Origin of the sequence: Archangium sp. Cb G35, from assembly GCF_001896145.1 — a bacterium.
GTDB classification, from domain to species: domain Bacteria; phylum Myxococcota; class Myxococcia; order Myxococcales; family Myxococcaceae; genus Archangium; species Archangium violaceum.
Genome location: NZ_MPOI01000008.1, coordinates 490,304 through 515,630 on the forward strand (window position 1 = coordinate 490,304; position 25,327 = coordinate 515,630).

Here is a 25,327-nt window from a genome sequence, read left to right on the forward strand (position 1 = left end):
GAAGATGCGTGTGGTGACATGGGTACTGGGCGCCGCGCTCGCCCTGGGGACGGGGTGTGGCAAGCCGGCGGGAAGCGCTCCAGCGGCGCAGGGTGGCGGCAAGGGGGGAGGCCCCGGTGGCCGCGGACCGCTCCAGTTCCCCGTGGAGGTGCGGCCCGTGGAGTCGCGGGACGTGGAGTACGTCGTCTCGGCGGTGGGCTCCGTGGAGGCCTTCGAGCAGGTGCAGATCACCGCGCGCGTGGCGGGCGTGGTGGAGCAGGTGCGCTTCATGGAGGGCCAGTCGGTGAAGAAGGGCGAGGTGCTCGCGGAGATCGAGCCCGCGCGCTACGGCATCGCGGTGCGCTCGGCGCAGGCCTCGCTGGAGAAGGCGCTGGCGGCGAAGGCGGAGGCGGACTCGGCGGCGGGCCGGCGCGCGGCGGCCAACGAGGCGAAGCCGGGGCTGCTGCCGGCGGAGCAGATCGACACGGCCGAGGCCCGGGCGCGCACCGCCGCGGCGGATGCGAGCGCGGCGAGGGCGGCGTTGGATCAGGCCGAGCTCAACCAGCGGGATGCGTACGTGAAGGCGCCCATGGAAGGGGTGCTGCAGACGCGCACGGTGCAGACGGGGCAATACGTGCAGCCGGGCACGGTGCTGGCCACGCTGCTGCGGAAGGATCCACTGCTGTTGCGCTTCACGGTGCCCGAGTCGGACGTGGGGCGGGTGAAGCCGGGCATGCCGGCGCGCTTCACGGTGCGCTCGGATTCGCGCACGTACGCGGGGAAGATCACCTACGTGGCGGACGCGGCGGATCCGGCCAGCCGCATGGTGAAGGTGACGGCGGAGGTGCGTGGCGAGGACGCCAAGGCGCTGCGGCCGGGGGCCTTCGCCACGGTGACGGTGCCGGTGGACACGGCCAAGGAGGCTCCGGTCATTCCCCAGACGGCGGTGCGTCCCAGCGAGCGCGGCTTCCTGACGTTCGTGGTGCAGGACGGCAAGGCGCGCGAGCGCGTGGTGGAGCTGGGCCTGCGCACGGCGGACGGACTCGTGGAGGTGCGCGAGGGCCTGAAGCCCGGCGAGCAGCTGGTGGTGCGGGGTGGCGAGGCGCTGAAGGACGGCGCCGGAGTGCGGATCGCCGAGGGCCAGAAGCCGGCCTTCACGGGTGAGCCGCGCCAGGAGGCGGAAGCGAACACGGGAGGCTCGGCGCGATGAGCATCACGGACGTCTGCATCAAGAAGCCCGTCTTCGCCTGGATGCTGATGGCGGCGACCATCGTCTTCGGACTGGTGGCGGCCGGGCGCATCGGCATCAGCCAGTTCCCGGACGTGGACTACCCCGTCATCAGCGTCAACGTGACGTGGGAGGGGGCCTCGCCGGAGGCGGTGGAGACGGACATCATCGAGCCGCTCGAGGAAGCGGTGATGCAGGTGGAGGGCGTCAAGGCCCTCACCTCCCGGGCGAGCCAGGGCGGTGGCAGCATCTCCGTGGAGTTGGATCTGTCGCGCGACGTGGACAAGGCGCTGCAGGACGTGACGGCCAAGGTGAGCCAGGCGCAGAACCGCCTCCCGCGGGACGTGGATCCGCCGGTCATCTCCAAGAGCAATCCCGAGGACAACCCCATCATGTGGCTGGGGGTGTCCGGCCCCTTCTCCCGGCAGTTCATCTCCGACTACGCGCGCTACCGGGTGAAGGAGGTGCTGCAGACGGTGCCGGGCGTGGGCGAGGTGTCGCTGGGTGGCTCGTTGGATCGCAACGTGCGTATCTGGGTGGATGCGCAGAAGCTGGACGCGCGCGGGCTCACCGTCACCGACATCGTCACCGCGCTACAGCGCGAGCATGTGGAGCTGCCCGCGGGCCGCATCGAGACGGTGGGTCGCGAGGTCAACGTCCGTGTCATGGGCGAGGCGTTGGATCTGGAGACGCTGCGCCACCTGGTGGTGCGCGAGGGCAACGGCTCTCCCATCTATCTGTCCGACGTGGCGCTGGTGGAGGACGGCTTCGAGGACGAGCGCCGCATCGCGCGTGTGGATGGGCAGCCCGCGCAGGGCCTCGGCATCCGCAAGCAGCGGGGCGCCAACGCGGTGGCGGTGGCCCAGGGCGTGCGCGCGAAGCTGGCCGAGCTGCGCAAGGACGCGCCCGAGGGCATGGACCTGGGCGTCAACTTCGACTCCACCCAGTTCATCGAGGAGAGCGTCCACGAGATCGAGTTCGAGCTGCTGCTGGCCTGCCTGCTGACGGCACTGGTGTGCTGGGCGTTCCTCGGCTCGCTCTCCAGCACGATGAACGTGATCCTCGCCATCCCCATGTCGCTGTTGGGCACGGTGGCGGTCATCTACTTCCTGGGCTTCACCCTCAACACCTTCACCCTGCTGGGCCTGTCATTGGCGGTGGGCATCGTGGTGGATGACGCCATCATGGTGATGGAGAACATCTTCCGGCACGCGGAGGAGGGGAAGAACCGGGTGGCGGCGGCGAGCGAGGGCACGCGGGAGATCACCTTCGCGGCCCTGGCGGCCACGCTGGCGGTGGTGGCCATCTTCATTCCCGTCGTCTTCATGACGGGGGTCATTGGCAAGTTCTTCCTCCAGTTCGGCGTGACGCTGTGTGTGGCGGTGATGCTGTCCTACGTGGAGGCCATCACCCTGGCACCGGCGCGGTGCGCGCAACTGCTGAAGACGGGCCGTGAGGGGCGCAGCCGGGTGGGACTGGCCGTGGACAAGGCCTTCACCTGGCTGGAGCACCACTACGGCAAGGTGCTGGTCCAGGGGCTGAAGCGTCCGTGGTGGGTGCTGGGGGGCGCGGTGGCGCTGCTGGCTCTGTCCGGCTTCGCCTTCAAGAGTCTGTCGAGCGAGTTCGTCCCCTCGCAGGATCAGGGCCGCGTCATGGTGCGCCTGCAGACGGCGGTAGGCAGCACGGTGGGTGAGACGAACCGGCTCTTCCTGCGGGCCGAGGAGTTCCTGCGCAACCGGCCCGAGGTAACGCGCCTGTTCGCGGTGGTGGGCGGTGGCGGCAGCTCGGTCAATGGCGGCATGCTGTTCGTCACCCTGGCGCCTCCGGACCAGCGCATGCCCATGTCCGAGTTCAACCAGGTGCTGCGCAAGGAGTTCAACTCGTACCCGGGCCTGCGCGCGGTGGTGATGGATCTGTCGCAGAGCGGTTTCACCGGCTCGCGTGGCTTCCCCGTGGAGTTCAGCGTGCGCGGCTCGGACTGGGAGCGGCTGATCGAATCCAGCACGGACATGCGTGAGACGCTCCAGGCGAGCGGCAAGGTGGTGGACGTGGACACGGACTACCAGGTGGGCATGCCGGAGCTGCGCATCACCCCGGACCGGGCGCGCGCGGCGGACCTGGGTGTGTCCATGCAGGACGTGGGCTCCACCCTCAACGCGCTGGTGGGCGGGGTGCGCGTGGGCAAGTACAGCAGCGGCGGGCGCCGCATCGACGTGCGGCTGCGCCTCCTGAAGGATCAGCGCTCGCGGCCGGAGGACTTGTCGATCCTCAAGGTGCGCACCTCCTCGGGCGAGCTGGTGCCACTCTCCTCACTGGTGACGCAGGAGGAGCGTCCGGCGCTCCAGGCCATCACCCGCAAGGACCGTGAGCGCGCCATCAGCATCTTCGCCAACGTGGCCCCTGGCTCCACGCAGCAGGAGGCGATGGAGACGGTGCAGCGGCTGGCGCGGGAGCTGCCCGGCGGCACGCGCGTGGTGTTCGGCGGCTCCAGCGTGGCCTTCCAGGAGTCGATGGACAGCCTCCTCTTCGCCCTCTTCCTGGGCATCGGGGTGGCCTACATGGTGCTGGCCTCGCAGTTCAATTCGTTCCTCCACCCCGTCACGGTGCTCACCATCCTCCCGCTGTCGGTGGCGGGAGCGGCCTTCGCGATGTGGGGCACCAACACGACGCTCAACATCTTCAGCATGATTGGCCTGCTGCTGTTGATGGGTATCGTGAAGAAGAACTCCATCATCCTCGTGGACTACGCGTTGCAGCAGCGCGAGCTGGGCGCCAACGCGGTGGAGGCCATGCAGCGGGCGGGGCCGGTGCGCCTGCGGCCCATTCTCATGACGTCGCTGGCGACGATGATGGCGGCGGTGCCCGCGGTGCTGGCGCTGGGAGCGGGCAGCGAGACGCGCGCCCCCATGTCCGTGGCCGTACTGGGAGGCCTCTCCGTCTCCACGGTGCTCAGCCTGCTGGTGGTGCCCGCCTTCTATGTGGTGGCGGATCGGATGAAGGCGCGGCTGGGCCGGCTCCGGGGTGGCTCCGGGGACTCGGACGAGCACGGCTCGGGCTCCGGTGGTGAGTCCGTGCCCGTGGTCGAGGACGAGAAGCCCCGGCTCGCGGGGAGCTGATCCTCGCGGGGAAGCACGGGGTGTCTTCCGGCCGCGCGGCGTGCCAACGGGTCCGGCAATCGGACCCGTTGCTCCGCATCGCGACCGGAAGCCCGGCACCCGCGGGCATGGAGCCCGCGAGCCGCGGGTCAGTACGTGCCCTTGAGTGAAACGCCCGAGTAGGCGCTGTAGCCGTTGAGCATGACGTGGTAGCGGCCAGCGGTGGGCTGCGTGGTCATGTTGCACGTCTCGTTGTTGCCGCTCAGGTACGGGCGGCAGCCGTACGAGGCGGTGCTCGGCTGCGAGCCGAACTTCACGTACATGTCCGCGTCGCCCGTGCCGCCGCTGATGGTGAAGGACACCGGGCGGCTGGCCGGCACATCCAGGTAGTAGAACTTCTGCGAGCCCGCGGCGCCCGACTGGTTGAGGAGGGCCACGCCATTGGTGAGCGCGGTGGCGGGAGCGGGGGGCACCGGCAAGCCCACGCCCACGGCCTCCCAGGCCCTGGTGACGGCGGTCTGCTCCGCCGAGCCCGAGCCGTAGAGCATCGCGGCCGCCTGCTCCGTGTACGTCTTCACCTGCGCGAAGTTGGTGGAGGCCGTCATCAGGTCCGAGTTGGCCTTGTAGAAGATGGCGCCGGCCTTCTGCACGCCGGTGGATGGCACCAGGGTGGTGCTCTTGCCGCGCGGGTGGGTGCCGCCCTTGCTCAGCAGGCAGAAGGCCAGGTTGGCGATGCCCGAGTTCCAGTGCACGCCGCCGCTGTCGGACGACCCGATGTAACGGTCGGGGTAGTAATCCCTGGACGCGCCGTCCAGTACCGGATCGCACATGTAGCGGATCGCATCACCCGGGGTGGCGGGAGTCCACACGTCCTCGGCGATCTTGAAGACGTCCGGGCCGGTGGACCAGGCATTGCTCCAGCTCTCGCAGTAGGCGGCGAAGATGTCGCTCATGCCCTCGCTGAGCGCGCCGGGCTCGAGGGCGTACGTGAGGCCGGAATCGGCTTGGGTGATCGCGTGGCCGTACTCGTGGTTGATGACGTCCATGTCGTTGCACATCGGGCCCGAGGTGACACCGTCTCCGTCGCCGCAGGCCATGGTGGTGCCGTTCCAGAAGGCGCCCACGAAGTTGCTGCTGTAGTGCACGCTGAGCGTCAGCGCCGCCCCGGCGTTGTTGACCGAGTCGCGGTTGAAGTTGGCCTTGAAGCAGTCATAGAAGGTACCGAGGTTGGCGTAGGCCTTGTCCACGACGGGATCGCCCGTGGTGATGCCTCCCTCGCTGATCTTGAGGGTGCCCGGCAGCGTGGTGGAGTTGTTGGCCGAATACACCAGACGGTTGCGCGCCTCGTGGATGTCCGAGGTGCGCTCCTCGATGGATCCATCCAGGGCGTTGACGAAGACATGATCCCGGATGGGCTGAGCCCCGTCCTCGCCCGTCACGAGGACTTCGAAGGCAAGCTTCAGCCGTCCATCCGCGCTGGAGCGGACGTAGACGAGGCGAGGGGTTTCCTCGGCGAGGACGTTGCCCGGAGTGCTCTCGAGCGCCGCGGCGCGGGCGGCCTCGGGTGCGATGCGGGCGCGGAAGGGGGCGGGCTCACCATCCCGGGCCGAGCCGTTGACGGCATAGACGAGGCCGTTCTCATCCACGTGCGCGATGAGTTCGTGGCCCACGACGGGCAGCCCGTTCTTCGTCTGCTCGTATCGGATGTGCGTGTGGCCCTGCTCGTCCACGGAGAGCCGGCGCACGACGAGATCGGAAGCGTTGAGCCGGAAGACGGGGGTGATGCGGGACAGGGCGGAGCTGACGTGCGAGTGGGCCTCGGAGGCGGATGCGCCCCGGAGTGAGCTGACCGACGTGCCGAGTTGGCCGCGAATCATGTACGGCACACCGTCCTCGTGAGCGCCAATCACCTGGGCCGAGGGCAGGGCGGCGAGGGCCGCCTGGACATCCTCGATGGAGCCGGGGCCGGTGGAGAGCTCCAACGGCTCCGTGTCACAGGCGGTGAGCGCCAGCGCGAGGCTGGCGGCGAGCATCCGGGTACGCATGCGGTATTTCCCCCTGAATGGCGGCGAGGCGCCGCCGAAGTGGGGAAGCATGAATGTCCGCCAGGACTGGAATCAAGGGAAAAGCTGGAGTCGCGCAAAAGCAAACCCCCGGAAGGCAATGCCTCCCAGGGGCCGTTCATCTCACTTCGGGTTCAGCGGATCACGGCGTGTACGCGCCCTTGATCGTGACACCGGAGTAGGTGCTGTAGGCGTTCAGCATGACGTGGATGCGCTGGGCCGTGCTCTGCGCGGCGATGCTGCACGTCTCGGTGTTGCCGCTCAGGTACGGACGGCAGTTGTACGAGGAGGTGCTCGGCTGCGAGCCGATCTTCACGTACAGGTCCGCGTCACCCGTGCCACCGGTGATGGTGAAGGTGGAGGCGCGGCTGGCCGGCACGTCCAGGTAGTAGAACTTGTTCGTGCCCGAGGTGCCCGACTGGCCGGTGAGGCCCACGTTGTTGGTCAGCGCGGTGGCCGGAGCCGGAGGAACCACGATGCCCACGCCCACCGCCTGCCAGGCGGCCGACACCGAGGCGACCTCGGCCGTGGTGTAGCCCAGCTGCGTGGCGGCCTGCTCCGTGTATGTCTTCGCCTGGGCGAAGGTGGTGGAGGCCGTCATCAGGTCTCGGTTGGCGCGGTAGAAGATGGCGCCGGCCTTCTGGATGCCGATGCCCGTCACATTGGTGGTGGTGACGCCGCGCGGGTGGGTACCGCCCTGGCTCAGCAGGTAGAAGGCCAGGTTGGCGATGCCCGAGTTCCAGTGCACGCCGCCGTTGTCGGACGTACCGGTGTAGCGCGTGGGGTAATAGTCCTTGGACGAGCCGTCCAGGGTGGGGTTGTTCATGTAGCGGAGCGCGTCACCCGCCACGCTCGGCGTCCACACGTCGTCGCCGATCATCCACACGGACGCATCCACCACCCAGCCCTGCGTCCAGGCCTCGCAGTAGGCGGCGAAGATGTCGCTGATGCCCTCGTTGAGGGCGCCGGACTCGTTGGCGTAGGTGAGGTTGGACTCGGAGCTGGTCACGGCGTGGGTGAGCTCATGCACCGTCACGTCCAGGGACAGGCCGAGCGGCGCGGACTGCACGCCATCGCTGTCGCCGTACACCATATGGGTGCCGTTCCAGAAGGCGTTGGTGTAGTTGCTGCTGTAGTGGACGATGGCCCTCAGCTGCGCGCCCGAGGCGTTGTACGAGTCGCGGGCGAAGTTCTGGTAGTAGCAGTTGTAGGTGGTGCCGAGGTTGTCGTAGGTGCCATCCACGACGGCGTCGCCGGTGGGGGGATCTCCTTCGCGGCGGGACACGGTGGCGGTGGAGCCCGAGTAGACGATGCGGTTGAGCGCCGAGTGGATGTCCGAGGCGACGGTCTCGACGGCGCCGGTGAGGGCGTTGACGAAGACGTGGTCACGGATGGGCAGCTGAGGGCCCTGGCCCGTCACGACGACCTCGTAGGAGAGCTTGAGGCGGTTGTCCTTCTCGGAGCGGACGTAGACGAGGCGCGGGTTCTCCTCGGTGGAGAGACTGCTGCCGAGGGTGGCGTCGAGCGCCGTGACGCGGGCGGCCTCGGAGGAGACGCGAGCGCGGTAGGGGAGCGTCTCGCCATCACGGGCGGAGCCGTTGGCGGCATAGACGAGGCCGTTGGGGTCCACGTGGAGGATGAGTTCGTGGCCGAGGACGGGCAGACCGTTCTTGGTCTGCTCATAGCGGATGTGCGTGTTGCCTTGCTCGTCGCGGGTGATGCGGCGGACGACGAGGTCGGAGGCATCGAGCCGGAAGGCGGGGCTGATGCGGGCGAGGGCGGAGCTGACCTGGGAGTGGGCGGCGGAGGCGGAGACGCCCTGGAGGGAGCTGGCGGAGGAGCCGAGCTGGCCGCGGATCATGTAGGGGACGCCGTCCTCGTGGGCGCCGACGATCTGGGCCGAGGGCAGTGCGGCGAGGGCTGCCTGGACATCCTCGGTGGAGACGGGGTCGGCGGAAGGCTCCACGGATTCGGTGTCACAAGCGGTGAGCGCCAGCGAAAGGCAGGCTGCGAGCATCCGGGTACGCATTGAGTGATTCCCCCTGTGGCGGCGGGTGTGCCGCCGAGGTGGAGCAGAATGAAGGCCCGTCAGAGCCGGAACCAACGGAAAGACCGGCGATGTTGGCTGATGGACACTCTTCCGGGTCTCGATCAAACGGCGGAGGCTGTAGAGTTGGAGCGCATGGGTACCTCCTTGATGCGTCAGCGGCTGGCGGTTTCGATTCTCAGTCTGCTGCTCGCCTCCTGTAGCTCCACCCGCCATGGGGCCAGAACGCCCGAAGGAGCCAGCGAGCTCTCCCACTCCGTGCTCATCATCGAGGAAATGCCCGATGGGCAGGTGGTTCATTCCTGGCAACCCCTGGAGGAACTCGACTTCTCTCGGTACCCATCACTCCCGAGCAGGCAGCGCGTCGTTGGAGCGGTCGTCCCCGCCGCCTGGACTCGTGATTGTGAGCAAGAGCGTGATGGGTGTGAGGATGACTGCATGAGCAGCAGGATGCGCCCGGGATATGGGCACGTGACCACACCTGATCGCAAGCGCGGCGGTAAGTATGACTTCTGCCGGAAGAAGTGCATGCAGCCCTATCTCGACTGTTGCCGGCTGCGTGAGCTCGAGCCTCAAAGGTTCACGGTGATTGCCGGCGCGGTCGACTGGTTGAAGAGCCACCGCGAAGAGGTCCTCGTGGGCAGTACTGTCATCATCGCTGGGGTGGTCTTCGTCACCGTTTCAGCTGGGGCGGGTGCTCTCGTGCTCGTGCCTGTCATGCTGATGGCCTCGTCGAGTCCCTCGGGCGGGCCCGCTACCGCGCAGGTGTCGCCATGACGATCCTCGATACCCTCAACGAGGCACAGCGGATTGTCGGACACTATTGGAAGGAGGATCAGTCTCCCGAGCAGGCTCGAATCCTGGGTTGTGCAAGAGATGCTCTGAGCTTCATCAGCTCCACCGGTCAACCCTATCGCTTCGAGGATTACCGCAAGCGACTTCAGGCCGAGAACCCGTCTCGAGAGAGTTCTCCCTCCGGTACATACCAGGCGCCTGATGTGCACGAACCTTCCCGGGACCTCGCCGAGACCACCGGGGAACTTGTACACAGAGCAGAGGGCTTCTTCGAGCGGAGCCGCGACGAACTTCGGTCAGCGCCAGAACGAGCGCTGGCTCTCGTCATCATCGACGCGCTCCGCTTCATCGACTCGACCGGACAGTTCGACGATTTCAAGCGTTATCTTCAGGAACTCGACTCCAACGAGCCACCCCGAGTGGTCGCCTCTTTCGATACACGTGAACAGGCGGAGGCCTGGCTGAAAAACCACCCGAGTCCTCCTCACTGCGCCAGCATCCTGATCGCGGGCAGGTACCACACCGTCGCGTATGATCGTGAGACGAACGGCCGCTACCTGCCACCCTCTCGCGATCTCGAGTACTACCTCGTCAGTCTAAAGCAAGACAGCCCTCCCACCGCCACTGCTTCTTTTGACACGCGCCAGGATGCCGAGGCATGGCTGAATGCTCAATCCGCACCACCCAGGCGGGCTTGGGTGCTGATCTCCGGTGAGCTCTACCTGGCGGTGTATCAACCCAACGTCAACCATCGAGCCCTCTACCCGCTCTCGATGGCCGATGGGTTTGAGATCAACACGGAAGTGGAGCCCGAGAGCGCATAGTCACACTGTGTCTCGGCATCCCCGGAGAAGCGAGGTCTACGGAAACCTCACCCCTGGGTGGGTGATGACTCGCGACGTCTCATCCCAGAGCATCACCTTGAACTTACCTTGGAGCTCCTTCCTGGTTGCATTGATTTCCAGGTGGACTGCCTGTCGTGTGGTGGGTGCAATGGTATTCATCTGCAGGAACTGTATTCCAGGCACTTCCTCATCGTTGGCGGTGAGCAGTACTGCCCGGGTCGTCTTCCACGGCGCTGAGCTGGAATTCGTCAGCCACATTTCCATCACCGCGGTCTTGTCTGCGCGGTAGCTGACGATGTAGTCGAAGAACACGACTCCGGGCGGGATGTTGGTCGTATCCACTGGCATCTCCAGGGTCTGGACCCCGGATAACCCCACGATGGCGTTGGCAATGAGGCTCCGGAGTCCCTGTGCCCGTTCCAGTTGAACCAGCAGTTGCTGGTTTTCGTTGCGGAGTCGTTGATTCTTCGCGCGTTCCTCCAGTGTCTCCTGTTGATAGGACTCCTGAGGGCGCCTGTCGCGATACACCTCGACCTGCCGGGTGGCTTGTCCCCTGTGGGCCACCAGGAAGAAGGTGATGATCTCCTGGGAGGCTGCGGCCCCGAAACGAACCGTTAGCCGCAGGCGCTCTCCAGGCATCATGTCTTTTGGTGGCACGAAGCTGATGCCACGTTGGCCGTGCAGCACTTCCGCGAAACGGACTTCCTCCTGTAACTCCCATGAGCCGGGGATGGTGTCGAAGAGGAAGCCCGTCATCATTCCCGGGCTGACGCATATCTCCCGGGCCTTCGTCGAGGGCGTCAACGTCAAATCAATTCGCTGTGAGTCCTCACACGCGACTGCCGATTCCAGGTCAGGAGCACCTTGAAGGACAACCAGGGACAGGAGAAACGGAAGGGTGGGGAGCACGGTCAGGGTCTTTCTGTGCGGCCTAATCGAATCGCGTCACCAAGATGACGCTCATGATGTTCTTGACGATGGCTTTCTTGGAGGTGCTGCCGGGCTCCTTCGCGATTCCAGTCCCCCGCGATGTCGCCAACTCCATGCAGACCGGCACGATCTCCCCGTTCTGCAGTTGGGCACGCGTGAAGTGGCCATAGACATGGTTCTTCCTGAAGATGAACTCGCCGTACAAGGCGCCGTCTTGCGGCACCTTCCCCTTGTGAGTGCCCACTCGAGCCATGACCTCGCCCTCCGAAATCTCGACGGTGAGTCCTCGTCCATTGGTGGGCATGTAGATGCGCATGAAATCTCCCGGCTCGATGCCGAGTTGCTTATGGCCCTCCTCCGAACCGGGCGGGCACGGCGAGGTCGGAAGGGGCCCCTCCTTCTCCTTCGGAACACTCGCGCAGCCGGCCCCCACGCATGCGGCGCCGGTCAAGAGGGTGGCGGCGGCGAGGGAACGGGCCTTCTGGGATTTGATCATCTTGGGCTCCTGGGTTGGCGTCGCGCTGGCGACGGGCGCGGGGGGAAGTGACTTTTGCGGTCCCGCGACGTGCCCAACTTCTCCCGTCACCTCGGGAGGAGCCAATTCCTGGCGAGCACTGGCTTGTTGCGTTTTTGGGGGGGAGGACGACCCGGAGCGTTGGGCGGAAGGAATCAAGACTCCTCCCAGGAGGGCGACGCCAAGAGCGAGCCAGACCATCCTCCGTGGCCTGGGTGTCTGTCGTTCGGTTGGCTCCTCTGGAGCAGGAGGTGGGGACGGAGGGGGGGCTGGTGCCTCTTCGCGTCTGACTTCGGGGAACAGGCGCACGCGCCAGGAGCGGTCCGCCTCGCTCCACGCCGAGGAAAGGGCCTCCGCGAGCGCCCTGGCATCCGCGTACCGGTCCTCGGGTGCCTTCTCCAGCATCCGCATGCACAGCTCGCTCAAGGAGGGGGGAATACGCGGGTTGAGCTCATCCGGAGCCCGGGGCGTCTTCTCGAGGATGGCGCGAACCATCCCCGGGTCGTGCCGGTCCCCGAAGGGAAGCGAGCGTGTCAGCAGGATGTAGGTGACGACACCCATGGCCCACAGGTCCTCTTCTGGCCCCATCTGGTAGGGCTCGCCTTCCCATTGCCGGCCGAAGCGCAGCGTCTCGGGGCTGCGATATTCGGGGGTGCCCGGTGGCATCCACTGCGTCAGGCGGGGTGCCCCCTCGAGGCCCGCCGCGCCGAAGTCCACCAACACAGGCAGCCCGTCCGATTGCCGCACGATGATGTTGGCTTCCTTCACGTCCCGATGGACCACGCCCAGGGCATGCACGTCCGCGAGGGTGAGCGCCAACGGCAACAGCACCCGGCCCACCAGGTCGAGCGCGGTTGGATTCACCTCCTGAACCCACTGGTCCAGCGGGAGGCCCTCCACGAGCTCCAGGGCCAGCACCAGGGAATGCGGCTGCTCTTCTGGCCAGAGGCCATAGCCGTGGAAGCCCACGACATTCGGGTGCCGCATCCGGCGCAGCGCGTCCACCTCACGGTCTCCGCGAGGGGCCAGGGACACCAGCTTGATGGCGAAGGGGCGGCCATCCCGTCTGGCCCGGTACACGGTGCCGAAGCTGCCGCTGGCGAGCAGCCCCTCGATCGTGAAACCCGCGACCACCGTACCGGGAGCCAACCCCGGCCAGGCAGCAGCACCCTGTCCGCCGCTTCCGTCGAGCATTCAGCCTGCCTCCGAAAAGCGCCGGAGGCTACCAGAGCGGTTGCTTACAGCCCCGAACGTGACGGGTTGGCAGGGTGCACGAGGGCGGGAGGGAACCCGGTGGGTTCACTTCGACTGGTGCATGTCCTTCGCGTACTGCACGAGGGCCTGCTCGGCCTCCGGTCCCGTCCATCCGAGAGGCACCATGCGTTCCAGTTTCTTCCCGTTCACCGAGACGATGAAGTAGCGATCGCAGCGGTCGCCCTCGCCATAGGAGATGCCCAGGCGCAGACCGAGCTGCCGCGCCCGGGTTTCGAGCCGGGCCGTGGTGGAGGTCGAGTAGAAGCGTGGGAGGATGAGCACGCCCCTGCTTCAACCAGAAGGCGTCGCCCCTTTGAAGGACCACCTGGGGAGTCACTCCCCGAGGTCACCCTTTACGGTGGGATGGCCGCTTCTTCGTCAGCCAGCGGCTCACCCGGACCTTCCCGAAGCGTCTGCCGAACAGGTACCAGGTGAAGACCGCGCCGAAGATCGCCGCCGACAGGATGATGCCCAGCAGGCCCAGCACGGGCAGGCCGTGGTAGTGCCACGGGGTCTGCGCGAACGAGATGAACGCTCCCACGATGAGCCCGCACGCGCACAGGCCCATGAACATCACGATCGCCGCGCTGCGCAGATTGTCGTTCAGCTTGTCGAACTGCTCCGCCCGCACCGTCACGCTGAACTTCCCCGATTCCAGGTCCAGCAATATCTGCGACAGCTGCGTGGGCAGGTCCTGCGCCAGGGACTGGAAGCGCAGCAACGTGCGCATCAGTCCGCCCTGGAGCTGGCTCGGATCATACCGGTCCGCCAGCAGCTCCTTGGCGTACGGCATCGCCACCTCGAGGATGTTCAGCTCCGGGTACAGGCTGCGCAGCATGCCCTCGGTGGACACCGAGGCCCGGCTCAGCAGCGCGTACTCCTTGGGGATCCGGATCCGGTACTTCACCGCCAGGTCCAACAGTTCCCGCATGAGGCTGCGCGCGTCCACCTGGCCCAGCGTCATGGGCAGGTGTCTGCCGAGCAGTCCTTCGATGTCGTCGCGGAAGCCCGCCAGGTTGGCCCGCGCGTCCGGTACGCCCACCCGGTAGAGGATGCGCGCCACCGAGTCGCTGTCCTTCAGCGCCACCGCCAGCGCCAGCATCACCAGCGTCTCCTGCATGGCGCGCGACAGCCGGCCCACCACCCCGAAGTCCAGCAGCGCCAGCCGGTTGCCCTCCAGCACCAGCAGGTTGCCCGGGTGCGGGTCTCCGTGGAACAGCCCGTCCTCGAAGAGCTGCCGGAAGCTCGCGTCCAGGATGTGGCCCGCCACCTCCCGCCGGTCCTCCGGTGACAGCTCCGCCTGGCTGATCTTCACCCCACGGACGAACTCCATCGTCAGCACCGTCCGGCTGCTGAGCCCGTCGTACACCCGCGGAATCTTCATGTACGGCCGGTTGCGGTTGTTCTCGAGGAAGGCCCGGATGTTCGACGCCTCGTGCACGAAGTCCAGCTCCTCGTGGATGGCCCGGTCGAACTCGTCGATGATCCCCGTGGGCGAGTAGATGCCCGTCTCCTCCACCACCGCTTCCAGCAGCCTCGCCAGCGAGCGCAGCACCACCAGGTCCGAGTCGATCTGCTCGGCGATCCCCGGCCGCTGCACCTTCACCACGACCTCCTCGCCCTCCAGCGTCATCGCCCGGTGCACCTGGGCGATGGAGGCCGCCGCCAGTGGCTGGGGATCGATCTGCTTGAAGAGCTCGTCCACCTCGCGGCCCAGCGACTCGCGGATCTGCGCGTACACGTCCTCCAGGGGGACGGGCTCCACGTTGTCCTGCAGCGTGGCCAGCTCCTCGATGTACTCGGCGGGCAGCAGATCCGCGCGCGTGGAGAGGATCTGCCCCAGCTTCACGAAGGTGGGGCCGAGATCATTGAGGAGCATCCGGAAGCGGCGCGCGGTGGAGGCGCGCTGGGCCTCGGGGGACACCTCCACCTTCTCCCGCCGCCCGAGCTGACGCCACACGCCCGCGCGCTCCAGCCACTCGCCGAAGCCGTGGCGCGCTGCGATGACCCCAATCTGCCGGACGCGGTTCAAATCCTGGAGGAGCACGGTGGCCGGCACCTTTCCACGGGCCCGCCCCGCCCGCAAACCCCAAGAAGCCCCGCCGTCGCTGGCTCAGGCCGCCCCGGAGGCGGGCTTGGAGGCCGGCTCCCCCTGGGGCCGGGGCGTGGGTCCGAAACGCAACAACAGGTAGCCCACCAGCGCGGACAGGAGGGAGCCGAGCAGGATGCCCAGCTTGGCCTCCGTCAGCAGGTGCGGCTCGTTGGCGAAGGCCAGCCCCGCCACGAACAGCGCCACCGTGAAGCCGATGCCGGCCACCACCGAGACGCCATACAGTTGCATCGCCCCCGCGCGCCCCGGCATGTCCGCCAGCCCCGTCTTCACCGCCACCCAGGTGAAGAGGAAGATGCCCAGCTGCTTGCCCACGAAGAGGCCGAGCACCACCCCCAGGGGCAGGGGCCGGAGCACATCCGCCAGGCTCATCCCCGCCAGGGAGATGCCCGAGTTGGCCAGCGCGAACAGCGGGACGATGGCGTACGCGGACCACCCGTGCCAGATGTGCACGAAGCGGGTGAGCGGCGGCTCGATGTCCTCGAGCTGCTCCTCGATGTGCAGCAGTTGGTTGGTGCGCAAGGTTTCGTCCTCGGGCTCGCGCAGCAGCTGGCCGATGAACCCGTGCAGCTCCTCGAGGACCAGCCGGCCCCGGCGCACGGGCCGGGCGGGGATCATCATTCCCACCACCACGCCCGCGATGGTGGCGTGCACGCCGCCGTGGTGCATGGTGTACCAGAGCGCGCCGAGCAGCACCGCGTACACCAGCCCGTTGCGCACGTAGAACTTGTTGCACGCCACCAGCACCGCGGTGACCCCCAGCGCCGCCAGCAGCCACTCCACGTGCAGCCCCGTGCCGTAGAACATGGCGATGACGAGGATGCCGCCGATGTCATCGAAGATGGCCAGAGCGGTGAGGAACACCACCAGCCCGTGGCTCACCCGGCCCTTGAGCAGCGTGAGGCACCCGATGGCGAAGGCGATGTCCGTGGCCATGGGGATGGCCCACCCCTTGAGCGCTGGCGTCCCCGCGTTGAGCGCCGCGTAGATGGCGGCGGGCACCACCATGCCGCCCACCGCCGCGATGAGGGGCAGCAGGGCCTTGGACAGGGTGCGCAGCTCACCGGCGGCCAGCTCCCGCTTGATCTCCATTCCCACCAGGAAGAAGAAGATCGTCATCAACCCGTCGTTGATGAATTCACGGAAGGTGAAATGGAACAGGGTGCTGCCCGTGCCGAAGGCCAGGGGCGCGTCGAAGAGGCCGGTGTAGGTGCTGGCCCAGGGCGAGTTGGCCCAGATCATGGCCGCCACGGCGCAGAGGGCCAGGAGGATGCCTCCGCTCGCCTCCAGCTTGAAGAACGCCTGCACGGGCGCCACGGCCACCTTGAAGAGCCGGGGGAGGGGGACGGGCTGTACGGTCTCGGGACGGGTCTCCATGGTGGGGGGCAGGTTGCCTTCCGGAGTAGGACGGGCCAACCGTTTTCGGAGGCGCGACTCACGATTTTTCCGGAGCGGGACGGCTGGCCGTCAGGGGGACATGCTAGCCATCGGCGGAGTAGGAACGGACGGGTGGACGGCAGAAGTCATGTGTTCTGTTGATCCGGGACCGGACGCATGACACAAGAGGCGGCGATGGGCGCGACGCAAGCGAAGGCAGGCAAGGGACACGGGGACGAGGCCGAGGCGCCGATGGAAGCGGCGGCCGAGCAGGCCGGGGCGCGGGAGATTGGCGCGCTCACCCCGATGATGCGGCAGTACCTCGAGGTGAAGGCGCTCAACCCGGACGCCATCCTCTTCTTCCGGCTGGGGGACTTCTACGAGATGTTCTTCGAGGACGCGGTGCGCGCCTCGGAGCTCTTGCAGATCACCCTCACCGCGCGGGCGAAGAACGCGGAGAAGGTGCCCATGGCCGGGGTGCCGTACCACTCGGCGCGCCGCTACATCGCGAAGCTGGTGGAGCACGGGCTGAAGGTGGCCATCTGTGAGCAGGTGGAGGAGGCGGGCAGCGGGCCGGGGATCGTCCGGCGCGAGGTGACGCGCGTCATCACCCCGGGCATGGTGCTGGACGAGGAATCGCTCGAGCCTCGGGCGAGCAACTTCCTGGCCGCGGTGTACCCGGGGGCGCAGGGCTTCGGGGCGGCGCTGCTGGAGGCCTCCACGGGTGAGTTCTTCTGCCTGGAGGCGGAGACCACGCAGGAACTGGTGGAGGCGCTGGCCCGGGTGGAGCCGAGGGAACTGCTGGTGCCCGAAGGCGAGAAGGACTCCCCGGACACGGCGACGCTCGTGTCGCGGATGTCCCGGCCTCCGGCGGTGGCGGAGCTGGAGAAGGCGGCCTTCGAGCCCGGACGGGCCACGGTCTTCCTGCGCGGTCACTTCGCGGTGCAGTCGCTGGAGGCCTTCGGGCTGCAGGACGCGCCGCTGGCCACCGGGGCCGCGGGCGCGGCGCTGCGCTACCTGAAGGACACGCAGAAGACGGCCGCCGCCCACGTGGACAGGCTCAGCCGCCACCAGCGGGGCGTTCACCTCCTCATGGACGAGGCCTCCCGTTCCAATCTGGAGGTGCTGCGCACCCTGCGGGACGGGGGACGCAAGGGCTCGTTGCTGGGGGTGCTGGACAGGACGGCCACGGGACTGGGGGCGCGCAAGCTGGCCCGGTGGCTGGCCGCGCCCCTGTGCTCGCTGCCGGAGATCAACGCCCGGCTGGACGCGGTGGAGGAGCTGTCCCAGCGCAGCGTGTGGCGCGAGGAGATGACGAGCCTCCTCAAGGAGGTGGGTGACATCGAGCGGCTGTGCGGCCGGCTGTCGCTGGGGGCGGGCAATGCGAGGGATCTGCGGGCGCTGGGGTTGTCGCTGGCGCAGCTGCCCCGGCTGGGGGCGGTGCTCGCGCGCTGTGAGTCTCCGCTGCTCAAGTCGCTGGCGGGGCCGCTCAGCGCACTGCCGGAGCTGACGGAGCTGTTGCTGGGGGCGGTGGTGGACGAGCCGCCCACGGGCCTCAAGGAGGGTGGCTTCATCCGCCCGGGCTTCCACGCCGAGCTGGACAAGCTGGTGGAGCTGTCCACCTCCGGCAAGGACTTCCTGCTGAAGATCGAAACGCGGGAGCGGGAGCGGACGGGCATCAACTCGCTGAAGATCCGCTACAACAAGGTGTTCGGGTACTACCTGGAGGTGACGAAGGCGAACCTGCACCTGGTGCCCTCGGACTACATCCGCAAGCAGACGATGGTGGGGGCCGAGCGCTTCATCACCCCGGAGCTGAAGGAGTACGAGGAGAAGGTGCTCACGGCGGAGGAGCGCCGGAGCGCGCTGGAGCTGGAGCTCTTCGAGCAGCTGCGGGCGCAGGTGGTGAAGGAGGCGCCGCGGCTGCGCTCGGCGGCGGAGGCGGTGGCCACGGCGGATGCGCTGCTGTCCTTCGCGCGCTGCGCGGCCGAGTTCGGCTACGTGCGGCCGGTGGTGGACGACTCCGAGGTGCTCTCCATTACTGGCGGGCGCCACCCGGTGGTGGAGCGGATGCTGGGGGCGGGCGAGGCGTTCGTCCCCAACGACGTGAAGATGGACTCGGAGGACGCGCAGATCCTGGTGATCACCGGCCCCAACATGGCGGGCAAGAGCACGGTGATGCGGCAGGTGGCGCTCACGGTGCTGATGGCGCAGGCGGGCAGCTTCGTGCCGGCGAGCGCGGCGCGCATCGGCCTGTCGGATCGGATCTTCACGCGCGTGGGAGCGGCGGACAACCTGGCGCGCGGGCAGTCCACCTTCATGGTGGAGATGACGGAGACGAGCCACATCCTGCACCACGCCACGCGGCGCAGCCTGGTGGTGCTGGACGAGATTGGCCGAGGGACGTCCACCTACGATGGTTTGTCCATCGCCTGGGCGGTGGCCGAGCACCTGCACGACAAGGTGGGAGCGCGGACGCTCTTCGCCACGCACTACCACGAGCTGGTGGATCTCTCCCGGGAGAAGCCCCGGGTGAAGAACATGTGCATCGCGGTGCGGGAGCAGGGCGGCAAGGTGCTCTTCCTGCGCAAGCTGGTGCCGGGCGGGGCCAACCGCTCCTACGGCATCGAGGTGGCGAGGCTCGCGGGCCTGCCGCCGGAGGTGGTGACGCGGGCGAGGGACATCCTGCAGAACCTGGAGTCCGGTGAGTTCGACGACAGCGGGCGGCCGAGGCTGGCGCGGAGGACGTCGCGCGCGCCGTCCCCGGGGCAGCTGGGGCTGTTCGGAGGGGCCGCCGAGCCCGGGCCGAAGCTGGACCCCTCGCACCAGAAGGTGCTGGAGGCCCTGCGGGGGGTCAAGGTGGACGAGACGACGCCCATGGAGGCGCTCAATCTGCTGGCGAAACTTCAGCGGGAGCTGAAGTAGAAAAGAGACGTGGTGTCCACGTCAGCAGGGTGTCCTACACTGGGGATGGAATCCTCCATGTCCGACCTGGTGCGCCGCGCCCATACCGCCTTCTTCGAGCACACGTCCGACGCCGTGCTGGTGCTGGATTTCCAGGACCGGCTCGTGGAGGCCAACGCCGCCGCGCAGCGGCTGTTCGGGGAGTCCGGGGACGCGCTGCGGGGCAGGCCCATTTCGGAGCTGCTGCCGCGGTGGACGCCGCCGGAGCCGTTGCCGCCAGAGGCGCCGCCGAGGGAAGGGGAGTGGGTGTGGCACGGGACGGAGCGGTCCCCGCGCCATGCGCACGTGCTGCGCGTGAGTTGCGTGCCCGTGCCGGAAGGCCGTGTGCTGGTGCTGCGGGACCTGACGGCGCACGCGGAGGTCGAGGCCTCGCTGCGCCATCAGAAGGAGTATTACGAGTCGCTGGTCCTCCACAGCCCGGTGGCCATGATCACGGTGAACCTCCGGTTCAACGTGGTGTCCTGGAACCCGGCGGCGGAGCGTCTGTTCGGCTACACGGCGCGGGAGGCCAAGGGGCGGAACATCCTGCGGCTGGTGGCGGGGGAGGGGCCCATGCGGGAGGAGGCCGAGGCCACCTCGCGTGAGGCGCTCGAGCGTGGCTCGGTGAAGATTGTCACCCGGCGCATGAGAAAGGATGGGACGCCGGTGGACGTCGAGTTGGTGGCGCTGCCGGTGACGGTGGAGGGGGAGCGGGTGGGCTTCGTCGCCATCTACCACGACCTCACCCAACTGCGCCGGATGCACGAGCAGGAAGTGGCGCACCTGCGCACCATCGAGAGCGAGCGCGAGCGGGCGGATCAACTGCTGCTCAACATCCTGCCGAAACCGGTGGCGGACCGGCTGAAGCACGGCCAGCGGATCATCGTGGAGAACTTCCCGGACGTGACGGTGCTGTTCGCCGACCTGGTGGACTTCACCCGCTTCGCCGCGCAGCACTCGCCGCCGGACGTGCTGCAGGTGTTGAACATGGTCTTCTCCATCTTCGATCAGCTCACGGACGAGTTCGGGGTGGAGAAGGTGAAGACGATCGGGGACGCGTACATGGCGGTGGGAGGGCTGTCGCTGCCGAGGAGCGACCACGCCGAGGCCATGGCGGGTCTGGCGCTGGCCATGCGCGCCGAGGTGTTGAAGCTGGGAGATCAGTTGCAGATTCCGCTGCACCTGCGCATTGGCCTGCACTCGGGCCCGGTGACGGCGGGGGTGATCAGCGGCAAGAAGTTCGCATATGACCTGTGGGGCGACACGGTGAATACGGCGAGCCGGATGGAGTCGCACGGCGTGGTGGATGGCATCCACCTGTCGGAAGCGGTCTACGAGCGGCTGCGCGGCCGCTACCGCTTCCAGGATCAGGGCATCGTCCCCGTGAAGGGAAAGGGGCCCATGCGGACGTGGCTGCTGCTCGGCGCGCAGTGAGCCGGAGCGTGCAAATGACAACCCCTGCCGCCCGGTAGGAGCGACAGGGGCATGGTACCCGGCGGGATGATTAGGGACAGGGCCGAGGACGGCTGGGCTGAGCCCTACGGCAGGAGCACCTTCACCGGGGAGTGTTGTTCGAAGATGCTGCCATTACCGAGCTGGCCATAATAATTGTAGCCCCAGGACCAGGTGGATCCGTCCAGCTTGAGGGCCACGGAGTGCATGCCGCCAGCCTTGACGGCTACTGCGCCCGAGAACCCCGGCACCTGCACCGGTGTGGTGCGCGAGGTGGTCGTGCCATCGCCGAGCTGGCCAGCGAAGTTATCTCCCCATGCCCACGCAGTCCCATCATTCCGCACAGCCAGGGAATGAGAGGAGCCCGTGTCAATGAGCGTGATGCCAGACAAGCCGGAGACCCGCACCGGCGTGGTGCGGTCGGTGGTGGAGCCATCGCCAAGCTGGCCAGAGTAGTTGCAGCCCCAGCCCCACACGGTTCCGTCCTGCTTCAGTGTCAGGGAATGGTATTGGTCGGCGACAAGGACTGTTGCTTGCGTGAGACTCGTCACCCGTACCGGCGTGTATCGTGACGTCAAGGTACCGTCCCCGAGTTGGCCGCAGACGTTGTCACCCCAGGCCCACACGGTTCCATCCTGCTTCAGTGCCAGCGAAAACTGCCCACCTGCTGCGACGCTCGTCACGCCCGAGAGTCCCGCGACCTGCACCGGCGTGTATTGTGGCGGGGTGACACCGATCCCGAGCTGGCCGGCGGAGTTGTTGCCCCAGGCCCACACGGTCCCATCCTGCTTGACGGCCAGCGAATGCTCCTTGTTCGCGGCGATGGCCACCACGTTCGTGAGTCCCACGACCTGTACCGGTGTGTTTCTTGACGTGGTGGTTCCATCCCCGAGCTGGCCGTGCGAGTTGTAGCCCCAGGTCCACACGGTGCCGTCCTTCTTCAACGCCAGGGAGTGTTCCTCACCCGTGGTGACGGACTCCACGTTGTCGAGCCCCACCACCCCCACAGGTGTGGTGCTCTGGGTGGTCATTCCGTTGCCGAGTTGCCCCCGGTTGTTCATTCCCCACGCCCTGACGGTCCCATCCTGGCTCACCTTCAGGTTGTGGAAATACCCCGCCGTCAGGCTTGATACCTTCGGCAGGGAGGCACCCATCACCGCGAAGGCCAGGTCATCCCGGTCGTCATAGGAACCGCCCGTGCATGCGCTCGCGGAGCCCATATAACGGAAGGCCGCGCGTACGGCCTGGGTGCTGCCGCCGCTTGGTGGCAGCGTGTAATTCACGCGCAGCGTCTGCGCACCGGCCCCGGACGGCGCCAGGGTGGTGATGAAGTTCCAGGTCGGATTGCTGGCATCCGCCGCGTAATACAGATCCAGTGCGTCCGACGTGTAGCCGGACCAGGCCCACACATCGACTTCGAGGATCACCTGCTTGCCAGGAGCCAGGTCGGTTCCATCGGTGGTGTAGACCTTCACCCGATCCACGGACTCGTCGACATGGTAGGAGCCTGCTGTACCGTCAGCGCAGGTCCCGCCCACGGTATTGGGTGCGTTGAGCTCGGAGCCTAGCGCGCTACGTCCATTGACGAGGGTGCCCGAGTCACAGCCCGAAGCCACTCCGGTGCACCGGGGTACCTTCAAGGTCGAGTCGTAGCTGGCCGTTGCCGTCAACGTCGCGGAAGTGGCGCCTTGCTTCTCCTCTTGACCCTCGACCATCTCCCCGGACCCACCACAAGCCCACAGCCCCACCGCCAGGACAGCCCCGGCATATTGCTTCCACATGTTTCGCTTCCCCCCTTCGGGAACAGCTTCCGCAGGGCGGACTACCAGTGGCGCGGGGCAGGTGCTGTGAAGCACCTCACATGAAGCAGGTGAGCACGTTCACATGAGCCTGGTGCCATTGCTTCCGCATCCAAGCGAAGGAGTCATCCACGTACAAGCGGGAGGGGCCCATGCGAACTGACTGTTGCTCGGCGCGCAGTGGGCCGGGACTCAGGGTCTCTGAGGGGTACTTGACTGCCTGCTCTTCGTTCAATGGTTCCATTCCGCCCGTTGGGATGGTGCATTGCAGCGCCGGAGGGTGCCCGGTAATCTGCCTCGCATATGGCAGCGGACGAAGGCATCAGGTCGGAGGCCCCGGCGGAGAACGAGCCGGAGGATGTTCCCGAACTCGAGAGCATCAGCTCGCAGATGGCCTACGAGACGTTTCTCTCCGCCGCGAAGGCCATCGACCCAAGCCTCATCGAGGAGTGCTGTGCCGATGCCGTGCTCACGTACCAGACCGTGATGCGCGGCGTGGAGAGTGTGGTGGGCAGCGGGGCGGCATTGGTTGGCAAGCTGCCCAACGTGAACGTCGAGGAACTCTCGATGCTCCCGCGGCTCGCCCAGGGGCTGGCCTTCGCCGCGCTGCAGGTGCAACGGGAGCTCCAGTCCGCATCGTTCGGGATGCTCTTCGAGCGGGCGCAGCAGTTGCGTCGCAAGCTGCGCAAGGCCGCCGACGCTCTTGCCGAGGTTGGCCTCCTCGCCGAGGCGGACATCGATGAGGTCCGAGTCCACGCTCCGAGAGAACTTCTCGAGGATTGTCTGGCACTTGCCGCACTGTTCCGGAGGAACGAGGCGAGGATCACCGGCCGCTCACCGGTGACGGCCCCGGATATCCGTGAGACGGAGCAGGTGGCGGAGAAGTTGCGCTCGTTGCTCGGACAGCAAGGGGATGTGAGCGAGGGGGGAACGCCGTCGCTCGTCAAGGTCATCGAGATGCGCGACCGGTTCTGGACTCTATTGAACCAACGCCACGACATGTTGTGGCGGTGCGGTGCGTGGCTCTTTGGCCGTGCGGTCGACGAACGCGTACCGCCGCTCCCGGTCCGTCAGTCGGTGGTCCGCAAGCCGCGCACCACGCCCTTCGCTCGTGAAGCACCGCGAAAGGTGGCGGAGCCGCGGAGGAGCATGAATCCTCCCGCCATCGTCCCTGTACGCGCGAGCCCGCCCGCGATCATTCCTGTGCGCGACTCGGCCCGGCACCTGAGTGATCTGCAGCGGGAACTGGAGCGGAAGACCCGGTTCCTCGTACGGATCGGCGTCATTCCTCAGCGCTGAGCAGTACGCTCATCCCTGACACATCGGGGGGGATTCCCCCTTGGGTGTTCCTGTACCAGCGGGAGCGGTGGTGGGGAGCTACGGAGCTGGCGCCTGGGTGGTGAGCGGTGCCGGAGCTACACCCGGAACCTTGGTGAGGACGAGCACCTGGACCCGGCGGTTGAGCTGGCGCTCCTGCTCGGTGGCGGGTCTAACGCTCACCGGCCAGTCCGAGCCGAAGCTGCGGATCTGCACCTGCGTCCAGGGGATACCTTGGTCGATCACGTAGCGCCGCACCGCCTGGGCGCGCTGCAGTGACATGATCCTGTTGGAGGTGTCGGTGCCCTCGGTGTCCGCATGCCCCTCGACGATCATGATGGTTCCCTTGGGCTGCTCCAACAGCCGCAATACGGCCTGATCCAGCAGTGGCACTACCCCTTGCAACTCCGAGCTGCCCCGTGCGAAGTGGATCTCCCCCCTCAGCACGAGTCTCTCCTCAGGACTGGGCTGGTAGGGCCGCAATGGCTCCCGCGGCCCTCCCTCGGCCGAACTCCCTTGAGGTTCGCCACGGGTGACGTAGAGATCATGGGTGCTGACCGGACGGACCTGGTCATCCACCGGTGGGGGCTTGGGCTTGTCAATGGTGATCTGGAATGATTGATTCAACTGCTCGTCGAGAAAAACGAGCTTGGGAGGCGGCTCGCTGTGGAAGGAGACGCCGGCGAGTACGCGGAAGAGAGGCGTCCCCAGGGAGCCGCCCACACCGGGCCCCCCCAGGACAAAGGCGTCCAACCCGACCAGCAGCGGAAAACGCACGCCTCCGAGCAGCTCCATCGACACCTGCGAAGTCTGGGGGGTGAGTGTGGTCCGCAGGCCTAGTTCCCCTCGCAGCCCCTTGCCCGTCGTGGCCAGCGCGGCTCCCAGGCGGACCTCGGAGCTTGCGCCCGGTTTGACCTCTTGCTCGGTACTGGCCAGCTGAATGGTGGGGCGGAATAGTACTCCCGCCTCGAGCGAGGGTTGCAGCCAGCCCAGGGTCGTCCCAACCACCAATCGGGCATGGAAGCGAGCGCCGGCGTCGCCCGCAAGCGCCAGCCCGGTGCCCACCGGCAGGCCTACGCCCACGTCCACCGACAGGTCCACGGGTTGTTCGAAGCGCCGTGAGAGCAATCCCAGTCGTGCTTGGAGTACGGGGGTGCCAATCCCCTGGGCCGAGAGTGGGGCCAGACCCGCTGGGCTCGGATCATCTCCTTGTTGCCACAGCACGAAGGGGACCTGAGCGCTCAGCTCGAGCCACGGCAACACGCCGTAGCTGGCGGCGAGCAGCGCGGTCGCCCTGTCACTCACCACCTGAAGATCCTGTACTCCGTCGCTCAGCACCAGGGGCAGGCGCTGATAGTGCCCCAGCAGGCTCACGCTCAGGCCCCCGGGCACCATCAACTGGCCGTTGCCGACCAGCAAGGTGCCGCGTCCCACGTTTGTCTCCAGCCGCTCCAACTCGAAGCCCGGTAAGTGCTCGGTGGTTTGCGCGGACGCCAGCGAGCACCCCAGCAGCGCCGCGGCCACTGCCCCCTTGATTGATGAATGTAGACGCATGCAAATCTCTTTGGCGGCTCCTGAG

16 protein-coding genes are annotated in these 25,327 nt (G+C 67.2%); 7 read left to right on the top strand and 9 right to left on the bottom strand.

Going from position 1 to position 25,327, the window contains the following annotated elements; translation table 11 throughout:
* Positions 1 to 4: 4 nt before the first annotated feature.
* Both BO221_RS26040 and BO221_RS26045 read left to right on the top strand, forming a co-directional pair.
* A complete protein-coding gene (locus tag BO221_RS26040) occupies positions 5 to 1,189 on the top strand; it encodes an efflux RND transporter periplasmic adaptor subunit (RefSeq protein WP_073563284.1) in 1,185 nt (394 codons plus the stop codon).
* A complete protein-coding gene (locus BO221_RS26045; protein ID WP_073563185.1) occupies positions 1,186 to 4,323 on the top strand; it encodes an efflux RND transporter permease subunit in 3,138 nt (1,045 codons plus the stop codon). Before BO221_RS26040 ends, BO221_RS26045 begins: the two co-directional genes overlap by 4 nt.
* Before the next feature lie 128 nt (positions 4,324 to 4,451).
* On the opposite strand, the gene BO221_RS26050 is transcribed toward BO221_RS26045, so the two are convergent.
* Both BO221_RS26050 and BO221_RS26055 read right to left on the bottom strand, forming a co-directional pair.
* Positions 4,452 to 6,347, bottom strand: a complete 1,896-nt coding sequence (locus tag BO221_RS26050; RefSeq protein WP_073563186.1) for a M4 family metallopeptidase — start codon at positions 6,345 to 6,347, stop codon at positions 4,452 to 4,454.
* A gap of 160 nt (positions 6,348 to 6,507) precedes the next feature.
* Positions 6,508 to 8,394 carry a M4 family metallopeptidase gene (locus tag BO221_RS26055; protein ID WP_073563187.1) on the bottom strand — a complete coding sequence of 629 codons (1,887 nt, stop codon included), beginning with the start codon at positions 8,392 to 8,394 and terminating at the stop codon, positions 6,508 to 6,510.
* A 456-nt stretch (positions 8,395 to 8,850) separates the two neighbouring features.
* Here BO221_RS26055 and BO221_RS56405 point away from each other — a divergent pair, with 456 nt between their 5' ends.
* Together BO221_RS56405 and BO221_RS26065 are read left to right on the top strand one after the other, a co-directional pair.
* Complete coding sequence (locus BO221_RS56405) at positions 8,851 to 9,189, top strand: hypothetical protein (RefSeq protein ID WP_233166261.1); 339 nt, start codon at positions 8,851 to 8,853, stop codon at positions 9,187 to 9,189.
* Positions 9,186 to 10,031 (top strand): hypothetical protein, encoded by an 846-nt coding sequence (locus tag BO221_RS26065; protein WP_073563188.1) that lies wholly within the window; start codon positions 9,186 to 9,188, stop codon positions 10,029 to 10,031. The genes BO221_RS56405 and BO221_RS26065 overlap by 4 nt, the downstream gene beginning before the upstream one ends.
* 36 nt (positions 10,032 to 10,067) lie before the next feature.
* On the opposite strand, the gene BO221_RS26070 is transcribed toward BO221_RS26065, so the two are convergent.
* From BO221_RS26070 to nhaA, 5 genes are all read right to left on the bottom strand, one after another.
* On the bottom strand, positions 10,068 to 10,961 hold the full coding sequence (locus BO221_RS26070; RefSeq protein WP_073563189.1) for a DUF2381 family protein: 894 nt from the start codon (positions 10,959 to 10,961) through the stop codon (positions 10,068 to 10,070).
* 22 nt (positions 10,962 to 10,983) lie between these two features.
* The gene (locus BO221_RS26075) at positions 10,984 to 12,690 is read right to left on the bottom strand and encodes a serine/threonine-protein kinase (protein ID WP_083681370.1); all 1,707 of its coding nucleotides are present in this window, start codon (positions 12,688 to 12,690) and stop codon (positions 10,984 to 10,986) included.
* Positions 12,691 to 12,795: 105 nt separating this feature from the next.
* Positions 12,796 to 13,032: a hypothetical protein gene (locus tag BO221_RS26080; RefSeq protein ID WP_073563191.1), complete on the bottom strand. Its 237-nt coding sequence runs from the start codon at positions 13,030 to 13,032 to the stop codon at positions 12,796 to 12,798.
* Positions 13,033 to 13,096: 64 nt separating this feature from the next.
* Complete coding sequence (locus BO221_RS26085) at positions 13,097 to 14,797, bottom strand: AarF/ABC1/UbiB kinase family protein (RefSeq protein ID WP_073563286.1); 1,701 nt, start codon at positions 14,795 to 14,797, stop codon at positions 13,097 to 13,099.
* A 66-nt stretch (positions 14,798 to 14,863) separates the two neighbouring features.
* Complete coding sequence (gene nhaA / locus BO221_RS26090) at positions 14,864 to 16,237, bottom strand: Na+/H+ antiporter NhaA (protein ID WP_073563192.1); 1,374 nt, start codon at positions 16,235 to 16,237, stop codon at positions 14,864 to 14,866.
* 252 nt (positions 16,238 to 16,489) lie between these two features.
* Between nhaA and mutS the strand changes: the two genes are divergently transcribed.
* Positions 16,490 to 19,162, top strand: a complete 2,673-nt coding sequence (mutS, locus tag BO221_RS26095) for a DNA mismatch repair protein MutS (protein ID WP_233166270.1) — start codon at positions 16,490 to 16,492, stop codon at positions 19,160 to 19,162.
* Between the two features lie 57 nt (positions 19,163 to 19,219).
* On the top strand, positions 19,220 to 20,614 hold the full coding sequence (locus BO221_RS26100; RefSeq protein ID WP_073563194.1) for an adenylate/guanylate cyclase domain-containing protein: 1,395 nt from the start codon (positions 19,220 to 19,222) through the stop codon (positions 20,612 to 20,614).
* A 104-nt stretch (positions 20,615 to 20,718) separates the two neighbouring features.
* On the opposite strand, the gene BO221_RS26105 is transcribed toward BO221_RS26100, so the two are convergent.
* Positions 20,719 to 22,413, bottom strand: a complete 1,695-nt coding sequence (locus BO221_RS26105; protein WP_083681372.1) for an RCC1 domain-containing protein — start codon at positions 22,411 to 22,413, stop codon at positions 20,719 to 20,721.
* Between the two features lie 321 nt (positions 22,414 to 22,734).
* Here BO221_RS26105 and BO221_RS26110 point away from each other — a divergent pair, with 321 nt between their 5' ends.
* Positions 22,735 to 23,730: a hypothetical protein gene (locus BO221_RS26110; RefSeq protein WP_073563196.1), complete on the top strand. Its 996-nt coding sequence runs from the start codon at positions 22,735 to 22,737 to the stop codon at positions 23,728 to 23,730.
* 78 nt (positions 23,731 to 23,808) lie between these two features.
* Here the strand turns inward: BO221_RS26110 and BO221_RS26115 are convergent, their stop codons facing one another.
* Entirely contained in the window at positions 23,809 to 25,302 is a 1,494-nt protein-coding gene (locus BO221_RS26115) for an OmpA family protein (protein WP_073563197.1), read from the bottom strand.
* Positions 25,303 to 25,327: the final 25 nt, after the last annotated feature.